This is a genomic window from Brevibacillus sp. NRS-1366 (genome assembly GCF_050467985.1).
This window is the reverse complement of the sequence record NZ_JBITPN010000005.1, coordinates 133,935-150,323: the sequence shown is the minus strand read 5'-3', so window position 1 is coordinate 150,323 and position 16,389 is coordinate 133,935. Positions and strand designations below refer to the sequence as shown.

Sequence of the window (16,389 nt, the reverse complement as noted above, 5' to 3'; positions counted from 1 at the left end):
GAATAGGGGGTAGCGGTATGGCAGGACATCACGAGGAGTGGCCGAGTAGTTCTTCGGCAACAGGACAGAAGACGAATACGCTATTGCAGATCCAGAGTCTGCTGCCCTCCTTTACCAAATCAGAGCAAAAGGTGGCGGGCGTCGTCTTGCAGCAAACAGAGAGCGTCATTTATTCCTCTGTGATTGATCTAGCCGAAAAGACGGGAGTAGGCGAGACGACGGTGCTACGGTTTTGCCGCAAAATCGGATTTCGCGGCTATCAGGAGTTCAAGCTGGCACTCGCGCAGGAATTAGTCAATCCTGTCAAAAATCTGTATGATCGGGTTGCGGAGAACGATTCGCCAGGAATGATTGCACAAAAGGTCACATCAACCAATAAACAAGCCATTGAAGCGACGAGTTCACTGCTAGATGAAGGGGATTTGGAGCGGTGTGTAGAGCTTTTGCACAAGGCCAATACCATTCATTTTTATGGAGTAGGTACTTCCGCAGTTACAGCACAGGACGCCAAATACACGTGTCTGCGAATTGGGCTGCGGGTCGACGCTTTCAATGAATCCCATTTGCAGGCGATGGCTGCCGCGACACTCGGGCCTGGTGATGTGGCAGTAGGACTATCGGTATCTGGCAGCACGAAAGATACGATTGACTCGTTAAAGGTGGCAAAACAAGCGGGTGCCACAGTTATCTGCATCACGCATTATCGGCGTTCTCCCATCACCAATGTAGCAGATATCACGTTATTGACGGCAGCACAAGAGGGGCCATTGCAAGGGGGTTCCCTCGCAGCAAAGATCGCACAATTGCATGTACTGGACGTGATTTGTACGGCGCTTGCCTTGCGCAATAAAGAAAAGGCGCTCATCTACAAAGAGAGAACAGCCAAGGCCGTTTTGGGAAGAAAATATTAACAGAGGTGAATGTGTTGAAGCTCATAGTAGTAAATGATTACGCGCAGCTCAGCATTGAGGCAGCGCGCTTAATCGCACAGGAAGTAAAGGATAATCCAAAAGCGGTACTGGGGCTGGCGACGGGTGGAACCCCAGAAGGAATGTATCGCGAGCTGATCAGGCTGCATCGGGAAGAGGGCGTTGATTTTTCGCAGTCGACTAGCTTTAACCTGGATGAATACGTAGGGCTCCCAGCCAATCACACGCAAAGCTATCGCACCTATATGCAGGACCATTTGTTTGCGCACATTAATCTGCCGGTAGAGCGGACGAATGTTCCGAGAGGCGATGTAGCTGATTTGGCAGCGGAGTGCGCGCGCTATGAAGAGGCGATCGTCCAAGCCGGAGGGATCGATCTTCAGGTGCTCGGGATCGGCAACAACGGTCACGTCGGTTTCAATGAGCCAGGCTCCATGCCTGATTCGATTACCCGTGTCGTACAGTTGACCACAAGCACAATCGAAGCAAATGCCCGTTATTTTGATTCGATTGAGGAAGTTCCTACACGAGCGGTTTCGATGGGAATCAAAACGATTCTCGGGGCGAAACGCATTGTCCTGATGGCAAGCGGCGTGGCCAAAGCAGAAGCGATACGCCACATGCTAGAGGCAGAAATGACAGCGGATGTTCCTGCAACGCTGCTGCAGCTCCATTCGGGCGTGACGGTGATCGTGGACAGGGATGCTGCTTCCGGGCTGAAGGGGAAGGCAGCAGAGAGTGCAAGCAAGTAAGCCGACTTCATACTCGCGCAGGCGGTAGATTCATACCGCTTGTTTTCTTGCGTGTTCACCAATCTGATCAGAATATGAGCTTGTTCCTTATGCTATACTGGGAATGATGCAGACAGGATCACCAGATTTTTCAAAGGAGCTGAAATCAAATGAGCACAAATGAAGCGTTGCTTACATTAGAAGGCTGGTATACGTATCATAATTTCCGTACCATCAATTGGGAAAAGTGGAAGGCAGCTTCTGCACAAGAGCGTCAGGAAGCGCTTAGCGAGCTAAACGATTTGATCCGTACATGGGACGCGAATGAAGCAGAAAAACAAGGCAGCACGGCTGTATACTCCATCCTGGGACACAAGGCAGATCTCGTCTTCATGTTCCTGCGAGAAACGATGCAAGAGCTGGATGAAATCAAGACCGCCTTTAACAAAACCCGCTTTGCTGCCTTCACAGAAGCGCCATACTCCTATGTGTCGGTTGTAGAGCTGAGCAACTACGTACATAACCCTGGTGAAGATCCAAAGGCGAACCCGCATGTCCGTGATCGTCTCTATCCAATCCTGCCAAAATGGGAGCATATTTGCTTCTACCCAATGAACAAAAAGCGCGATCTGCAAGACAACTGGTACATGCTGAGCATGCAAGAGCGTCAAGAAATGATGCGTTCCCACGGCATGATCGGTCGCTCTTACGCTGGTCGTGTAAAACAAATCATCGGGGGCTCCGTAGGCTTCGACGATTGGGAGTGGGGCGTTACCCTGTTTGCCAACGATCCGCTGGAATTTAAACATATCGTCTACGAAATGCGCTTTGATGAAGTAAGCGCACGCTTTGGCGAATTCGGCAACTTCCTTGTAGGAAATGTGCTGAACCAGGAATCTCTCGCTAAAAAGCTCGAAGTTTAATAATGTCTATAAAAAAGGTCTGCTGCGTGAGAAAATCGCGCTGGCGGACCTTTTTTTGTTTTATTTTCCAAATTAATGATAGAATAGGAATGATATGGAATGAAAGAGGAGAGTGATTTTTCCGTGCGAAAGCAAAATCAATCTTGGGGACTGGCGATGGGAGTGTCGTCCTCTATTCTTATGACAACTTTGCTCACCACGCTGGGGATGAGTGGAGGAGCACATGCCGTGTATGCGGCCGAACAACAAACCAAAATGATGTCACAAGAAGAAGCGATCCAAGCTGCCAAAAAGTGGGTCACGATCCCTAGTGACTATAAATTGGAACGGGCCAACTTTCTTGACGCCAAACGCGATCCGTTCAGCGGGCAGTCATCTTGGCGGATTAGCTGGGAAAAAAACGATTCTGAGGGGATTTATGCCACAATAGATGCAGTGTCGGGCAATTTGTTACAATATTCCCGCTATAGAGTTAAAGACAAGCTGGGAAACTCGCAAAAAAAGCTAACGGAAGAACAGGCACTGAAAACTGCCAATCAGTTTCTGATGAAAGTAACGACCTCGGAGGAGCGGCAAAAATTGTCCCAGCCGAATGAATACGGGTCGCCATCTTCTTACTATAACTTGTTGCAGATGCATTTGATCCATTTTACCCGAATGGAAAATGACATACCTTTCCTGGAAAATGGCTTTCAGCTGGTGGTTGATCAGGATGGAGAAGTGGCATCTTTTTCGCGGGATTGGTATGAAGAAAGGCTCCCTGATGCCAAGCAGGCGATTTCTCTGGAAGAAGGGCAAAAGCTGTTGACGGAGCGGGTGCATCCGTCCCTCGTTTACATGGACTGGAATGAACGGTTCGGAGGCTTGGAGCCGGGGCAGGGCAAGTACCGGCTGGTCTACACCTACGATGAAAGCGATCCGCAGTTTGTGGACGCGATAAGCGGTAAAGTGATCAATGCCCTTGGCCAAGAAGCGGTCGAGAGAAAAATCAAGCCGCTGGGCACTACGATCTCTCCGTCTTCTGGAGAAGATCGGCTCATCACCAAAGAAGAGGCACAGAAAATCGCCGAGCAGATCATCCAAAAGCTGCCTGGCAGCTATCGCTCTGACGGAAGCAGCGGAGGGGGCTCAAGCAGAGGGTCGGACGGGATTGAACACCAAAACTGGAAGTTTGATTTTACGCCGCTCCACGCTAAAAATAGTTCCGAGGAGCAAGTGCAGTTGAGAATCGGAGACCGCGGTGCGCTGCTGGAATATGAAACGAGAGAAGGGATTCTGTTTGGGGACCGGGGACGGAAGATTGAAAAGGGAATCTCGTGGGAACAAGCAGAAGCGAGTGCTGTCTCTTTGGTGAAAACCTTGTTCCATGACCGTCTTGGCGAAATCTATTTGCTGGAGCAAAAGCCATCAGAGGCTGACTTGAAACAGATGCTGGAACGAGGCCAATCGTATCGCGTCCTTTTTGGATGGTTGAAGGACGGCGTGGTGATTCAGGATTTTACATGCGAGGTCATGGTGAATCCTGAGACAGGCGAAGCAGAAGGATTCAGCGCCCGTAGGGATGAACTGCCTCTGATTCATGTTGAAAAAGGAGCTCAAAAAATAGACCAGACGAAGGCTCAGAAAGCCATGCAAGAGCAAAAAGAATGGAAGCTGACCTACTTTCAGCCGCAAAACAGAAGATACGCGCAAACGTTTGAGCGGGGGGAGCCACTGCTTGTTTACAGGTATGTAGGTGACGACGGAGTGGTGGATGCGTCTTCCGGAGAGTGGCTCAGCTTTGCAGAAGCAGAAAAAAACAAGGATCCCCAAGACATCGAAGAGCATCCGCAAAAAGCAGCGCTCGAGTTCGCTGTGCGCATGGATCTGCTCCAGGTGGCTGATGGAAAGCTGGAGCCAGACAAGCAGGTTACTCGTGGGGAAATGCTGCAAATCCTGTCGCGCTTGACGAATCGCTATGAATTCCGGTATTTGCGCTCTTCTTTCTCAGATGATGAGAAGAAACCGTATCAGTTTGCGGATGTAGACACCAAAAACCGTTATTACGCTGCGATTCAAAAGGGGATTCAGTACAACCTCATTGCCAGAGAAGGTAAAAATTTCGAGCCAGATCGCGACATTACGCGAATAGAGGCTGCCGACATGCTTGCTCGTCTGCTTGGGTATGCAGCCTTGTTAGACAAGCCGGAGATTTTCGCGTCCCCTTATCAGGATTTGCAGAAAAAACAGATTCCGGCAGCAGCGCTGGTGAATGCACAAGGAATTTTGCCGGGGAAATCCGAAGCCACCTTCAGTCCGAATGCTCCGCTGACGAGAGCAGAGATAGCAGAGCTATTGCAAGTCATATTTGAGCAAAACAAAAATAAGTAACAGATCACCATACAGGAGGGGCAGCCGCAAAAGTCAGTTTTCACGAGCTTTTGCCAGCTGCCCCTATTTGCGTGCCATGCAGCTGTTCGGCGACATGAGCAGTGTGATGCCGACATCCACCTCATTCTCAGGGCATCTGCTTCGAAATAGCGGTGGTAGATACTTGCTGCATAGAGGCAGGGAGCGGACTCTTCGGAAGCTTTCGAAAGCGTTTCGTTTGTGACGCAATCATTTTTGGTATAAGATTGAAAAAGAGGAGGTGTTTCGCGTGAAAAGTATCAAACCTGGTCGTGGGCCGTCCGCCATGGGGGCTGCGGGAAGTCTTTTCTTGGTCGTGTTCGGCATTTTTTGGACGATTATGGCTTTCACGATAACGAGAGATGCCCCATTCCCTGTCGTTGGAACTGTATTTCCATTATTCGGCATTATTTTTGTGGCAATTGGCATTTTCCAGACAATCTATCACTTCAAAAATGCGACGTCCAAGGAACGAATGTCCTTGTTTGATATTACAGATTCGAGGGAAGAAGGCGACCCCCTGAACCGACTCTATGGACAGCAATTAGCCGAAGAAAATGAGACAAGCGAGACTACTGCGGGCAAAGCTTTTTGTCCATACTGCGGAGAACGAGTAAAAATGGATTATCAATACTGCCCAAGCTGTGGGAAGGAATTGTGATCCACTTTTACAGCATGGAGGGGAACAAGACTGAGCTTTTTCAAGTTGAAAATCGGTTATCGCACGCTTAAAACAGCCATAGGAACGGCCATTTCGATCTTTCTGGCTCAGCAATTGGATCTGATGTTCCCTGCGTCTGCTGGCATCATTACGATTCTGTGCATTCAGGTGACCGTAAAGCAATCATTTCGAACAGCGTGGAATCGTATTTTGGCAAGTTTTTTGGGCTTGGCTGTGGGTATGGCATTGTTTACAGTGCTTGGCTTCACCCCTCTCGCCATTTTGATTGAAATTCTGATTTTCATGCCACTGGCTGTACGCTTTAAAATTCAGGAAGGCTTCGTCACGAGCATCGTCGTGCTCATGCACTTGTATTCCACCCAGCGAATGGATGCCGCACTGATTGCGAACGAAGTCGCTTTGCTGGTCGTAGGCGTCGGCGTCGCTTTGGTGGTGAACCTGTACATGCCCAGCCTGGATAAAGAACTGCAAGCGATGCAAGGTCAAGTGGAAAAATTGTTTATGAAAATTTTGCGGGAGTTTTGCTATTACTTGCGCCATGGCGAAAGTGAGTGGGATGGGAAAGAAATGATCGAGACTCCCGGACTATTGGAAAAAGCAATACGTCTGGCATCACGTGATGTCGACAATCGTCTGGGGCGTCGCGATGACTCGTACTATCAATACTTTATCATGCGTGAGAAGCAATTTGAGCTATTAGAGAGAATGATGCCGATCGTCTCCTCGCTTGATACGCAAGTACCACAGGGGAATCACATCGCCGATTTTCTCGAACGGTTAAGCGACTCTGTGCATCCGGGCAATACCGCCTACCGGTTTATTGATCAACTAAGAGAGATGCGCAAAGAGATCAAAGAGACAGAGCTTCCGCGAACGAGAGAGGAATTTGAGACGAGAGCGTCCTTGTTCTACCTTTTGCGGGAGATCGAGCGCTATCTGTTTATCAAACATGAACTCGGAAAAAACGGCGAAGAGAAAACAGGTAAAGTGTTGGAGAGATCAGGTAAAGACTCGTAGCGTTAGGGGATATACATGACGAACGAATAAAAATGAAAAAGCATGGTTTTTTTGGCGACTCCATCCGGAAATTTCCGCGATGGGTCATTTTTTTTTAGAGCAAATTCGCTTGTTTTCCAAGGCTTATGCTCGATCAATATATTTTTAAGTAATGAATAAATAAAAATGTTATTGAATATCTGAAAAAATGTAATTATAATTTAAATCAGAAAACTTTTCCGATAGTTGGAAAAGGGAATGCAAGTCATCCGTTGGCTGATAGACAGGGGGATAGCAGGATGATTCAGGTTAAGCAACTTGTAAAGTCATTTGGTTCGTTAACCGTGCTAAAAGGCGTGACGCTCGAAGTCCAGGAAAAGGAAGTTGTCGTATTGCTTGGTGCGAGCGGTTCCGGAAAAAGTACACTTCTACGATGTTTGAATTTTTTGGAATTTTATGACGAAGGTGAGATTTGGGTAGGCGGCAATCAGATTGATCCACACAAGACGAACTTGAACCACTTTCGGGCAGATGTGGGGATGGTCTTTCAACATTTTAATCTGTTCCCGCACAAGACTGCTCTGGAAAATGTGATCGAGGCACCTGTTCATGTCAAAAAGATGAATATAGCAGAAGCAAAAGAGCTGGGGTATGAGCTATTGAAAAAAGTAAATCTGCATGACAAGGCAGATGTTTACCCGGACATGCTCTCTGGTGGTCAGAAGCAGCGGGTAGCGATAGCCAGAGCTCTAGCGATGAAGCCCAAGATAATGCTGTTCGATGAGCCTACTTCCGCACTTGACCCGGAGCTTGTTGGTGAAGTGCTGCAAGTAATGAAACAGCTCGCCCAAGAAGGCATGACGATGATAGTAGTGACGCATGAAATGGGCTTTGCCCGTGAGGTCGCCGATCGGGCGGTCTTTATGGATAACGGCATCATATTGGAGCAAGGTCCTCCCAAAACATTCTTTGAAAATCCGCAGAATGAGCGCACCAAGCAATTTTTGGGAAGTATTCGCTAAATCAAAAAAAGAAAATCGGGGGTATCACAAATGATGAAAAAACGTACAAAATGGTCTGGCGTGCTTCTGTCTACCGTACTGCTCGGATCTCTATTGCTCACAGCTTGTGGCTCGCAGGGCAGCAGTGCACCGGCAACAGGTGGACAAGCAGCTGGAGGCGAAAAGAAAGAATTTACCTACGCAATGAGCGGAGTGTACAAGCCGTTTAGCTTCAAAGAAAACGGAACACTGACTGGCTTTGACGTCGAAATTGGACAAGCGCTGGCAGAAAAAATGGGGATGACCGCCGCTCCAATCACCAATCCATTTGAAACGATCATCCAAGGTCTTAATTCGAATAAATACGATTCCATCATCGGCAGCTTGACTGTAACAGAAGATCGTTTGAAAGCGGTTTCGTTCACCAATCCGTACTACCGTTCCGGCTCCCAAATCTTTGTTCAAGAGGGCAATACCACGATTAAAACCAAAGAAGATTTGAAGGGCAAAAAAATCGGGGTAGTGAAAGCGTCTAACTATCTGGACTGGGCGAAAAAGCTGACAGATGAAGACAAAATTACGACGTATGACAGCGATATTACGGCATTGCTCGATCTGCCGACAGGACGTTTGGACGCAGTCATTACGGACCAGGTTGTTGGCTTGCGCTTCATTAAAGAAGGTGCGGGTAAAGTGAAAGACGTGGGAGAACCGCTCAGCTTCGACGAACAAGCCATTGCTGTTCGCAAGGGCGACCAAGAATCTGTAGATCGCATCAACAAAGCATTGGATGAAATCGTTAAAGACGGTACGTATGCAAAAATCAGCGAAAAATGGTTTGGTCGCGATATCCTGCAGAAACAGTAAGGTGTCACGGGGTGTCCGGACAGGATGCCCCCCTTTTATCAGCGAAAGTAAGAATTGGTTAATTGCCAAAGCGCGGTCGCTCCTTTCGTGAGCAGGCCTCGATAGAGGTTTTTCCACTTCATACGAGGAGTGATCTTACGTGATTGATATTCTAGTAGCTAGCTATCCTCTTTTCCTAAAAGCGACATGGCTTACACTCAAGCTGACAGCAGTTGCCCTGGTGCTGGGCTGTCTCGTGGGTCTGGTTATTGCCTTTTTCCGCATTTCCAGTTCCAAGCCATTGAATTATTTCGCTCATGCTTACATCACGGTGATCCGGGGGACGCCGTTAATTGTTCAAATCGCCATCCTTTATTTCGGGGTATCCAATCTGATTACGCTCTCCAATTTCTGGGCAGGGGCGATCGCACTTGCTGTTCATAATGGCGCTTATATCGCGGAAATTTTCCGTGGGGCGATCCAGTCGATCGATCGAGGTCAGATGGAGGCATCGAGATCACTAGGGATGTCCTATGCACTGGCTATGCGCCGAATTGTTTTGCCGCAAGCATTCCGCCGGGCAATTCCTTCCTTGGGGAACCAGTTTATCATCGGTTTGAAGGACTCTTCTCTGGTAGCGTATGTAGGGATGCAAGATTTGTGGGGTACCGCACTTAGCGAAGCGGCCTCCAATTATCGTCAATTGGAAACGTACATGGTAGTCGGTGTGTACTACCTGATTCTGATCATGCTTTTCTCTTACTTTGTAAACAGGCTGGAAGGAAGACTATCTACTGGGAAAACACCGAAAAAGCAGCCGACTACTAATAGCAGCGTGTCTGCATAAAGTATTTTTTTCGTAGAGGGCGGGAGAATATGGTTCAATCTATCGAGCGGACGATGAAGATAATCCGAGTACTGATTTCAGACGAGAAACCTGCTTGGCCCATATCGGAGCTTGCTGACGCAACGGGCTTGCCCATCAGTACGCTCCACCGTTTTCTCGAATCGATGATCCACTACGGGTTGGTCGAGCAGGAACCGGTCACCAAGCACTACAAGGCTGGCTATACTTGGATGGAAATAGGTTTTCTCCTGCATGATAAGCTGAATTTGCGCACTGTGGCCCGGCCGTTCATGGAGGAGCTGGCAAATGAGGTGGAGGAGAGCATCTTCCTCAATATACCGGCGGGAACGGATTCGATCCCGATTGAAAAAGTAGAAAGTCCGTTGAAAATACGCATCGATGAGAATCTAGGGGAACGGATTCCTCTCACGATCGGTGCCCCTAGCAAAATCATCCTCGCGCTATGGAAGACGCCAGAAATCACAAAAGTGGTCAGTGCGCAGTTGCCTGAAACGCAGCATCAGTCCTTTATCGAGCAATTGGCCCGGGCCAAACAAAACGGGTACGCAGTCAGTTATGGTGAAAAGACGGAGGGGACGATGGCCGTCGCCGCTCCTATCGTAGGATACGGCAGTCAGCTCGTGGCGGCCCTTTCTATCAATGCCCCCAGCTTTCGCGTTCCCGATGAGCGCTTGTCTTTCCTCATAGAAAAAGTGAAGCAAAAGGCCGCAACGATTTCGGCAAGAATCGGCGGAGCATAGGTGAAACCTCCATTCCAGAGAAAGAGAATGGAGGTTTTGTATATTTTTAGAGAATGATTGATTAATCCAAATGCGCATACCCCGGAACCGTGATGAAATCTTCAAATTGATCATTGGAGATGAGAGTGGTAAACATCTCGTAGGCAATCGGGTACTTGCCGGAAGAGAAAGCCTCTTCACCGATTGCGTTCTTGATTTTGGCGAGTTCTTCGACACTCATTTGTTGGACCAATGCCAACGTGACTTTTCTTCCGTCATCCAGCACTCCTTTTGGATGGCGAATCCACTGCCATATTTGCGCCCTCGAAATCTCTGCTGTTGCAGCGTCCTCCATTAAATGAAAGATCGGGACGGCACCAAAGCCTCGCAGCCAAGCCTCTATATATTGAATACTCACGCTGATGTTGGTTCGAAGACCGCTCTCTGTAATGGCACCTTCTGGGACTTTAAGCAGGTCAGCAGCGGATACGTTCACATCAGCTGCTTTTTTCCATACTTGATTGGGCTGCGGCATGATCTCATCAAATACTTGTTTGACAATCGGTACGAGACCAGGATGGGCGACCCAGGAGCCGTCGTGTCCATTGCGAGCCTCGCGCAGTTTGTCTGCTTTGACCTTTTGCATGGCTTCTTCGTTGGCCGCGACATCGTTTTTAATCGGAATTTGGGCAGCCATACCGCCGATAGCATGAGCATTACGGCGATGGCATGTTTGAATGGTCAAAAGCGTGTACGCTTCCATAAAAGGAACGGTCATGGTTACTGCTGAACGATCAGGAAGAATCACTTCTGGATGATTGCGGAACTTCTTAATGTAGCTGAAAATGTAATCCCACCGTCCACAGTTCATGCCGGCGATATGGTCGCGAAGCTCATACAAGATTTCATCCATTTCAAATGTCGCCAAAATCGTTTCGACCAGGACCGTTGATTTAATGGTCCCTTGTGGAAGCCCCAATTCATCTTGTGCCATCACAAACACGTCATTCCAGAGGCGAGCCTCCAGATGGCTTTCCAATTTTGGCAAGTAAAAATAAGGGCCCGAGCCTCTGGCTATCAGATTTTTGGCGTTGTGAAAAAAGTACAGGCCGAAATCAAAAAGACTGCCTGAAATGGGCTTTCCGTCAATGGTTACATGCTTTTCATTCAGATGCCAGCCACGCGGGCGAACGATCAAGGTAGCCGTATTTTCGTGCAGAGCGTATTTTTTACCTTCTGGGCTGACAAAATCGATCGTTCGGGTAATGGCATCCCGCATATTGATCTGGCCGTGAATGGTGTTCGCCCATGTGGGAGAATTCGCGTCCTCGAAATCAGCCATGAACGCTTTTGCCCCGGAATTAAGCGCGTTAATCACCATTTTTCGGTCTCCGGCAGGTCCGGTAATCTCTACACGGCGATCCTGCAGATCTTGGGGGACGGATCCAATCGTCCAATCTCCATTTCGAATATGCGCTGTTTCAGGCAGAAAATCCGGCTTTTTCCCAGCGTCGAATTCGGCTTGCCGCTCGATTCTTTTTTGTAAGAGCTGCTCGCGTGTAGCGGAGAATGTCCGCGCCAATTTTGCTAGAAAAGAGAGAGCATCTGGCGTTAAAATTTCTGCCATCTCGGGTGTCAATTGACCGGATACGCGAATACCTTCCATCTGTTGATTAACTTCGCTCTTCATGGGTCTCCCATCTCCTTTGGTTATCATGCGTTATCATGCGGAAAAGTAAAGAAGTTTGTTCCTTATTAAGAAATATAGTTTCTTGAAATACATATTAGCAAGTACATTCTGAAAAATCAATTAGTTCACAGTTCAAGACGATAGGCAGCTGAAAAAGTTTTTTTGGAAATAGTTGTGAAGGACGTGGGGGATGTGCTATAAATGAAGTAAGAATATTTAAGAAACAGCGTTTCGTATTAAGAAACAACTAGATTATTTGATTATGAAGGAGGATTTTAGACATGGCTCAAGTCCGTTTTAAAGGAAATCCGGTCACACTCACGGGTAATGAAGTGAAAGTGGGAGAACAAGCACCAAACTTCAGTGTATTGAATCATGATCTTTCACTTGTCACGCTAGATGATTCGAAAGGAACGGTTCGCATCATTAGTGTGGTACCTTCCGTTGACACTCCTGTGTGTGACCAGCAGACCCGGCGATTTAATGAAGAAGCAGCAAACCTGAACGGTATTACTGTGCTCACGGTCAGTGTCGATTTGCCGTTCGCCCAAAAACGTTGGTGTGGAGCTGCTGGGATTGATCAGGTCCAAACCTTGTCCGACTATCGCGATCTCTCATTTGGAAAGGCTTATGGTGTAGTTATCGAGGAACTACGCTTGCTGGCCCGGGCTATTTTTGTGATCGACAAGAATGATAAAGTCGTGCATGCCGAATATGTATCAGAAGTAACAGAGCATCCTGACTATGAAGCGGCAATACAAGCTGCAATAAAAAACTGAATATTTATTTTCTTGAAAATATTGAAATGAGAAATCGATGTTGATACAATCAATTCAAATAAGAAACTGTGTTTCTCAATAGGAAACAAAAAGGGAGGAGATGAAGAGGATGGAGATGATTAGTACCCCAAAAGCACCCAGGCCGAATCTCCCTTATTCGCAAGCGGTGAAGATTGCCAATCTGGTCTATACTTCCGGCACACTTCCGTTTAAACCAGATGGCACTTTTGTGGAAGGAACGTTCGAGGAGCAGCTGCACCAGGTCTTCGCAAATCTACAGGCCATTCTTGAAGAAGCGGGATCAGACCTTACGCATGTGGTGAAAACAACCGTTTTTATAAAAAACATGGATGATTTCGCACTGCTCAATGAAATTTACGGAAGTTATTTTGCAACTCATCGTCCGGCGCGCTCGACAGTGGAGGTAGCCCGACTGCCGAAGGACGCATTGGTTGAAATCGAGCTAGTAGCGCTTGCAAAAGAGTAGTCATTTTTTTTGATGATTTTCAGAAACGATATTTCTTAATAAGAAACAAAATGATGGTTTCAAGCAAAGCACATGAGTAGAATCACAATCAAGGAGGAGGACCCAATGGCTTTAAGTAGCGTAAAGCTGGCACAGTACGGGGAGTTAACCAAAACCATCCGCAGGCACATTGTAAAAATGACCAATCATGCGGGAAGTGGACATCCGGGAGGTTCGTTATCTGCTGCAGAATTAATGACGGTTCTGTTTTTTGAGCACATGAATGTCGATCCGAGAAATCCTAAGTGGACGGATCGTGATTGCTTTTTCCTATCGAAAGGTCATTGCACCCCAGTCTATTATTCCGTACTTGCCGAAAAGGGCTTTTTCCCGGTAGAAGAGTTAATGACTTTTCGCGATGTCGATGGCCGCCTGCATGGACATCCGTGCAGCGAGCATTGCCCAGGCGTGGACGTTTCCTCTGGCTCGCTCGGACAGGGACTTTCCGTCGCGAATGGAGTAGCACTGGCGGCGAAGCTGGACGGAAAAGCTCGCAGGTCGTACGTCATGATCGGTGACGGAGAGCTGCAGGAAGGGCAAGTCTGGGAAGCGGCGATGACTACGCCTCACTACAACCTGGATAATGTGTGCGCGATCATCGACTGGAACAAGATTCAGCTGGACGATTATGTGGACAATGTCAAAGGTGTCGGCGACCTGGTTGGAAAATGGAAGGCTTTCGGCTGGCATGTAATCGAAATCAACGGTCACCAATTGGATGAAGTGGACGATGCCCTGCGCGAGGGGAAAAAGGTCAAAGGCAAACCGACCGCCATTTTGGCGCACACGATTAAGGGCAAAGGAATCTCCTTCATGGAGAATACGCATAAGTGGCACGGTTTGGCCCCGAGCAATGAGGAATTGGAAGTCGCATTAAAGGAGTTGGTATAAATGAGTCAGCTCAGAGCACCTCGTGAAGGATACAGCGCCGCACTGATCCGCTTGGGCGGGCAGCACCAGGATCTGGTCGTTCTGGATGCGGATTGCGCGAAGTCAAATATGACCAATTTATTTAAAGATAAATTTCCCGAGCGCTTCTTCAATATCGGCATTTCTGAATGTGATCTGGTAGGAACAGCGGCCGGTTTTGCGCTTGCGGGAAAGGTTCCTTTTGCCAATGCGTATGCAAACTTTTTAACCGGCCGCGCTTACGACCAGATGCGGATCTCGGTCTGCTATGCCAACAACAATGCAAAAATCGTCGGACATAATGCAGGCACATCTGCTGCGCAGGAGGGGGCGACTCATCTACCTTTGGAGGATATTTCGCTCATGCGCTCCCTGCCGCGGATGACGGTATTGGTACCGGCTGATTCGATGGAAATGGAGAAGGCAGTGGAAGCAGCCTATCATTTTGAAGGTCCTGTCTATTTGCGCGTAGGCAAGCTACCCGTGCCGATTGTCACCAAGCCGGAAGATCCGTTCCAGATTGGAAAGGCAATTCGCTACCGCGAAGGCTCAGATGTATCGCTCATCAGTACAGGAATGATGCTCGGCGAAGTGTTGAAAGCAGCGGAGCAATTGCAAGTCCAAGGAGTCAGTGCAGAGGTCATTCACGTCCATACGATCAAGCCGATTGATGTCCAGAAAATCGTGGAATCAGCAGCCAAAACAGGCCGGGTAGTCACGATCGAAGAGCATTCGATCATTGGCGGGCTGGGCAGCGCTGTCGCGGAAGTACTGGCAGAGCATCAACCGACACCATTGCGTCGTGTGGGAACCAAGGATCGCTTTGGCGTTTCGGGAAAAATGGATGAACTGCTCGATTTATTCGGCTTACGGGCAGCAAACATTGTTGATACGGTCGAAGAGCTTTTAGACACAGTGAAATTGTAAGGGGGATGCTTCATGAATCCGCCATCCAACCCAAAAACGGTAGAAGACATACGCAAGAATCTGCCTCCCGTCAGAACAGAAAATGGCCTGCGTCAACAGATTCAAAACAGGTGGAAACAATCCGGTCATAAAATCATCGTTCTCGATGATGATCCGACAGGGGTGCAAACGGTTCACGATATTTACGTGATCACGGATTGGAACAAAGAATGGATTCGTCGGGGATTGGTGGACGACCGCCATGTGCTTTACATCTTAACGAATACGAGAAGCTACCAGCCTGAAAGGGCGGCAGAGATTAATCGGCAGATCATGCACAATCTTGTGGAGGTTACCCGGGAATTAGCGATCGATTTTTCTGTGATCAGCAGGGGCGATTCTACCTTGCGCGGACACTACCCGCTGGAGGTGGAAGTGATCCAGCACAAACTGTCACGCGATGCAGGTTTGGAGTTTGATGGGCATCTGATCATTCCCGCTTTTATGGAAGGCGGGCGTTACACCATCAATGATACCCACTATTTGCAGGAAGGGGATACGCTCGTTCCTGTACATGACACCGAATTTGCAAAGGATGTCGTCTTCGAATTTTCGAATGCGCATCTCCCTAGCTGGGTGGTCGAAAAAGGCGGGGCAGAGGCTGTAGACCAGGTGGTGACGATTTCCTTGGAAGATATCCGCCTGGGCGGGGTCGTGCGGGTCCATTCGATTCTGCTCGCGGCCGCAGGTAACAAGCCGATTATCGTCAATGCAGCCTCTTATGAGGATCTCGATATTTTGTCCGTAGCCCTGATCCGGGCATTGGAAATGGGGAAAAGGTTTTTGTTTCGCACGGCGGCTTCCTTTGTCAAGTCGTTTGCAGGGATAGAGGATCGGCCATTCCTGGCTCCTGATGAAATGACGGCTGCTGAAGGCAAAAATCATGGGGGGCTCATCATAGCCGGCTCCCACACGAAAAAAACGACGGAGCAGCTCCAGGAAGTCATGGATCAATTTGACATTCAAACGATCGAAATCAGTGTGGCTGAATTATTGGATGAGGCTGCAAGGATTCAAGAGCTGGCAAGGGTGCGGGAGCTTGCCGAAGCAGCCATTGCTAGCGGGCGCGATGCCGTCATTTACACGAGCCGGAAACTTGTTACTGCAATGGATAATTCGAAAAATTTAACGATTAGTCAAACCATCTCGAACAGTCTCGCGGAGGTTGTCCGCTCCCTGGCCATTACACCGAAATTCATCGTTGCCAAAGGAGGCATTACCTCAAGCGATATCGCGACCCAAGGGTTGGCCATCAAAAAGGCAAAGGTGTTGGGTCAGGCGGCATCCGGAATCCCCGTCTGGTTAACCGGTTCGGAAGCGCATTTTCCTAATACGCCCTACATTGTCTTTCCGGGAAATGTAGGCAATCGATTCACCTTGGCCGAGATCATCGGCAAGATCAAAAACAGAACGAAAGAAGAAAGAGGGGCATGATC

16 protein-coding genes are annotated in these 16,389 nt (G+C 48.4%); 15 read left to right on the top strand and 1 reads right to left on the bottom strand.

Annotation, left to right across the window (positions count from 1 at the left end):
- Positions 1 to 17: 17 nt before the first annotated feature.
- The 10 genes from ACIFQN_RS03735 to ACIFQN_RS03690 all read left to right on the top strand — a co-directional run bounded on the left by ACIFQN_RS03735 (position 18) and on the right by ACIFQN_RS03690 (position 10,104).
- The gene (locus ACIFQN_RS03735; RefSeq protein ID WP_429831678.1) at positions 18 to 911 is read left to right on the top strand and encodes a MurR/RpiR family transcriptional regulator; all 894 of its coding nucleotides are present in this window, start codon (positions 18 to 20) and stop codon (positions 909 to 911) included.
- A 14-nt stretch (positions 912 to 925) separates the two neighbouring features.
- Positions 926 to 1,681, top strand: coding sequence for a glucosamine-6-phosphate deaminase (gene nagB, locus ACIFQN_RS03730; protein WP_429831677.1), 756 nt, complete (start codon positions 926 to 928; stop codon positions 1,679 to 1,681).
- Between the two features lie 149 nt (positions 1,682 to 1,830).
- Positions 1,831 to 2,583, top strand: coding sequence for a hydrogen peroxide-dependent heme synthase (gene hemQ / locus ACIFQN_RS03725; RefSeq protein WP_429831676.1), 753 nt, complete (start codon positions 1,831 to 1,833; stop codon positions 2,581 to 2,583).
- 123 nt (positions 2,584 to 2,706) lie between these two features.
- Positions 2,707 to 4,953 (top strand): S-layer homology domain-containing protein, encoded by a 2,247-nt coding sequence (locus ACIFQN_RS03720; protein WP_429831675.1) that lies wholly within the window; start codon positions 2,707 to 2,709, stop codon positions 4,951 to 4,953.
- Positions 4,954 to 5,221: 268 nt separating this feature from the next.
- The gene (locus ACIFQN_RS03715) at positions 5,222 to 5,632 is read left to right on the top strand and encodes a zinc ribbon domain-containing protein (RefSeq protein ID WP_429831674.1); all 411 of its coding nucleotides are present in this window, start codon (positions 5,222 to 5,224) and stop codon (positions 5,630 to 5,632) included.
- A 45-nt stretch (positions 5,633 to 5,677) separates the two neighbouring features.
- Positions 5,678 to 6,670, top strand: coding sequence for an aromatic acid exporter family protein (locus ACIFQN_RS03710; RefSeq protein WP_429831673.1), 993 nt, complete (start codon positions 5,678 to 5,680; stop codon positions 6,668 to 6,670).
- A gap of 278 nt (positions 6,671 to 6,948) precedes the next feature.
- On the top strand, positions 6,949 to 7,671 hold the full coding sequence (locus ACIFQN_RS03705; RefSeq protein ID WP_429831672.1) for an amino acid ABC transporter ATP-binding protein: 723 nt from the start codon (positions 6,949 to 6,951) through the stop codon (positions 7,669 to 7,671).
- A 33-nt stretch (positions 7,672 to 7,704) separates the two neighbouring features.
- Complete coding sequence (locus tag ACIFQN_RS03700) at positions 7,705 to 8,517, top strand: transporter substrate-binding domain-containing protein (protein ID WP_429831713.1); 813 nt, start codon at positions 7,705 to 7,707, stop codon at positions 8,515 to 8,517.
- A gap of 139 nt (positions 8,518 to 8,656) precedes the next feature.
- Complete coding sequence (locus tag ACIFQN_RS03695; RefSeq protein ID WP_429831671.1) at positions 8,657 to 9,343, top strand: amino acid ABC transporter permease; 687 nt, start codon at positions 8,657 to 8,659, stop codon at positions 9,341 to 9,343.
- Between the two features lie 29 nt (positions 9,344 to 9,372).
- Positions 9,373 to 10,104, top strand: a complete 732-nt coding sequence (locus ACIFQN_RS03690) for an IclR family transcriptional regulator (RefSeq protein WP_429831670.1) — start codon at positions 9,373 to 9,375, stop codon at positions 10,102 to 10,104.
- Positions 10,105 to 10,165: 61 nt separating this feature from the next.
- Here ACIFQN_RS03690 and aceB read toward each other — a convergent pair whose 3' ends face one another.
- Entirely contained in the window at positions 10,166 to 11,773 is a 1,608-nt protein-coding gene (gene aceB / locus ACIFQN_RS03685) for a malate synthase A (RefSeq protein ID WP_429831669.1), read from the bottom strand.
- Between the two features lie 281 nt (positions 11,774 to 12,054).
- Between aceB and tpx the strand changes: the two genes are divergently transcribed.
- From tpx to ACIFQN_RS03660, 5 genes are all read left to right on the top strand, one after another.
- Positions 12,055 to 12,552 carry a thiol peroxidase gene (gene tpx, locus ACIFQN_RS03680; RefSeq protein ID WP_429831668.1) on the top strand — a complete coding sequence of 166 codons (498 nt, stop codon included), beginning with the start codon at positions 12,055 to 12,057 and terminating at the stop codon, positions 12,550 to 12,552.
- Between the two features lie 109 nt (positions 12,553 to 12,661).
- Entirely contained in the window at positions 12,662 to 13,039 is a 378-nt protein-coding gene (locus tag ACIFQN_RS03675) for a RidA family protein (RefSeq protein ID WP_429831667.1), read from the top strand.
- 105 nt (positions 13,040 to 13,144) lie between these two features.
- A complete protein-coding gene (locus tag ACIFQN_RS03670) occupies positions 13,145 to 13,969 on the top strand; it encodes a transketolase (RefSeq protein ID WP_429831666.1) in 825 nt (274 codons plus the stop codon).
- Positions 13,970 to 14,914, top strand: coding sequence for a transketolase family protein (locus ACIFQN_RS03665; protein ID WP_429831665.1), 945 nt, complete (start codon positions 13,970 to 13,972; stop codon positions 14,912 to 14,914).
- Positions 14,915 to 14,926: 12 nt separating this feature from the next.
- Positions 14,927 to 16,387 (top strand): four-carbon acid sugar kinase family protein, encoded by a 1,461-nt coding sequence (locus ACIFQN_RS03660; RefSeq protein ID WP_429831664.1) that lies wholly within the window; start codon positions 14,927 to 14,929, stop codon positions 16,385 to 16,387.
- The last annotated feature ends 2 nt before the right edge of the window (positions 16,388 to 16,389 follow it).

Coding starts and splice junctions, on each gene's coding strand:
- ACIFQN_RS03670 (WP_429831666.1), top strand. CDS start 13,145: ATGGCTTTAAGTAGCGTAAAGCTGGCACAGTACGGGGAGTTAACCAAA.
- ACIFQN_RS03735 (WP_429831678.1), top strand. CDS start 18: ATGGCAGGACATCACGAGGAGTGGCCGAGTAGTTCTTCGGCAACAGGA.
- ACIFQN_RS03665 (WP_429831665.1), top strand. CDS start 13,970: ATGAGTCAGCTCAGAGCACCTCGTGAAGGATACAGCGCCGCACTGATC.
- ACIFQN_RS03660 (WP_429831664.1), top strand. CDS start 14,927: ATGAATCCGCCATCCAACCCAAAAACGGTAGAAGACATACGCAAGAAT.
- aceB (WP_429831669.1), bottom strand. CDS start 11,773: ATGAAGAGCGAAGTTAATCAACAGATGGAAGGTATTCGCGTATCCGGT.
- tpx (WP_429831668.1), top strand. CDS start 12,055: ATGGCTCAAGTCCGTTTTAAAGGAAATCCGGTCACACTCACGGGTAAT.
- ACIFQN_RS03690 (WP_429831670.1), top strand. CDS start 9,373: ATGGTTCAATCTATCGAGCGGACGATGAAGATAATCCGAGTACTGATT.
- ACIFQN_RS03675 (WP_429831667.1), top strand. CDS start 12,662: ATGGAGATGATTAGTACCCCAAAAGCACCCAGGCCGAATCTCCCTTAT.
- hemQ (WP_429831676.1), top strand. CDS start 1,831: ATGAGCACAAATGAAGCGTTGCTTACATTAGAAGGCTGGTATACGTAT.
- ACIFQN_RS03700 (WP_429831713.1), top strand. CDS start 7,705: ATGAAAAAACGTACAAAATGGTCTGGCGTGCTTCTGTCTACCGTACTG.
- ACIFQN_RS03705 (WP_429831672.1), top strand. CDS start 6,949: ATGATTCAGGTTAAGCAACTTGTAAAGTCATTTGGTTCGTTAACCGTG.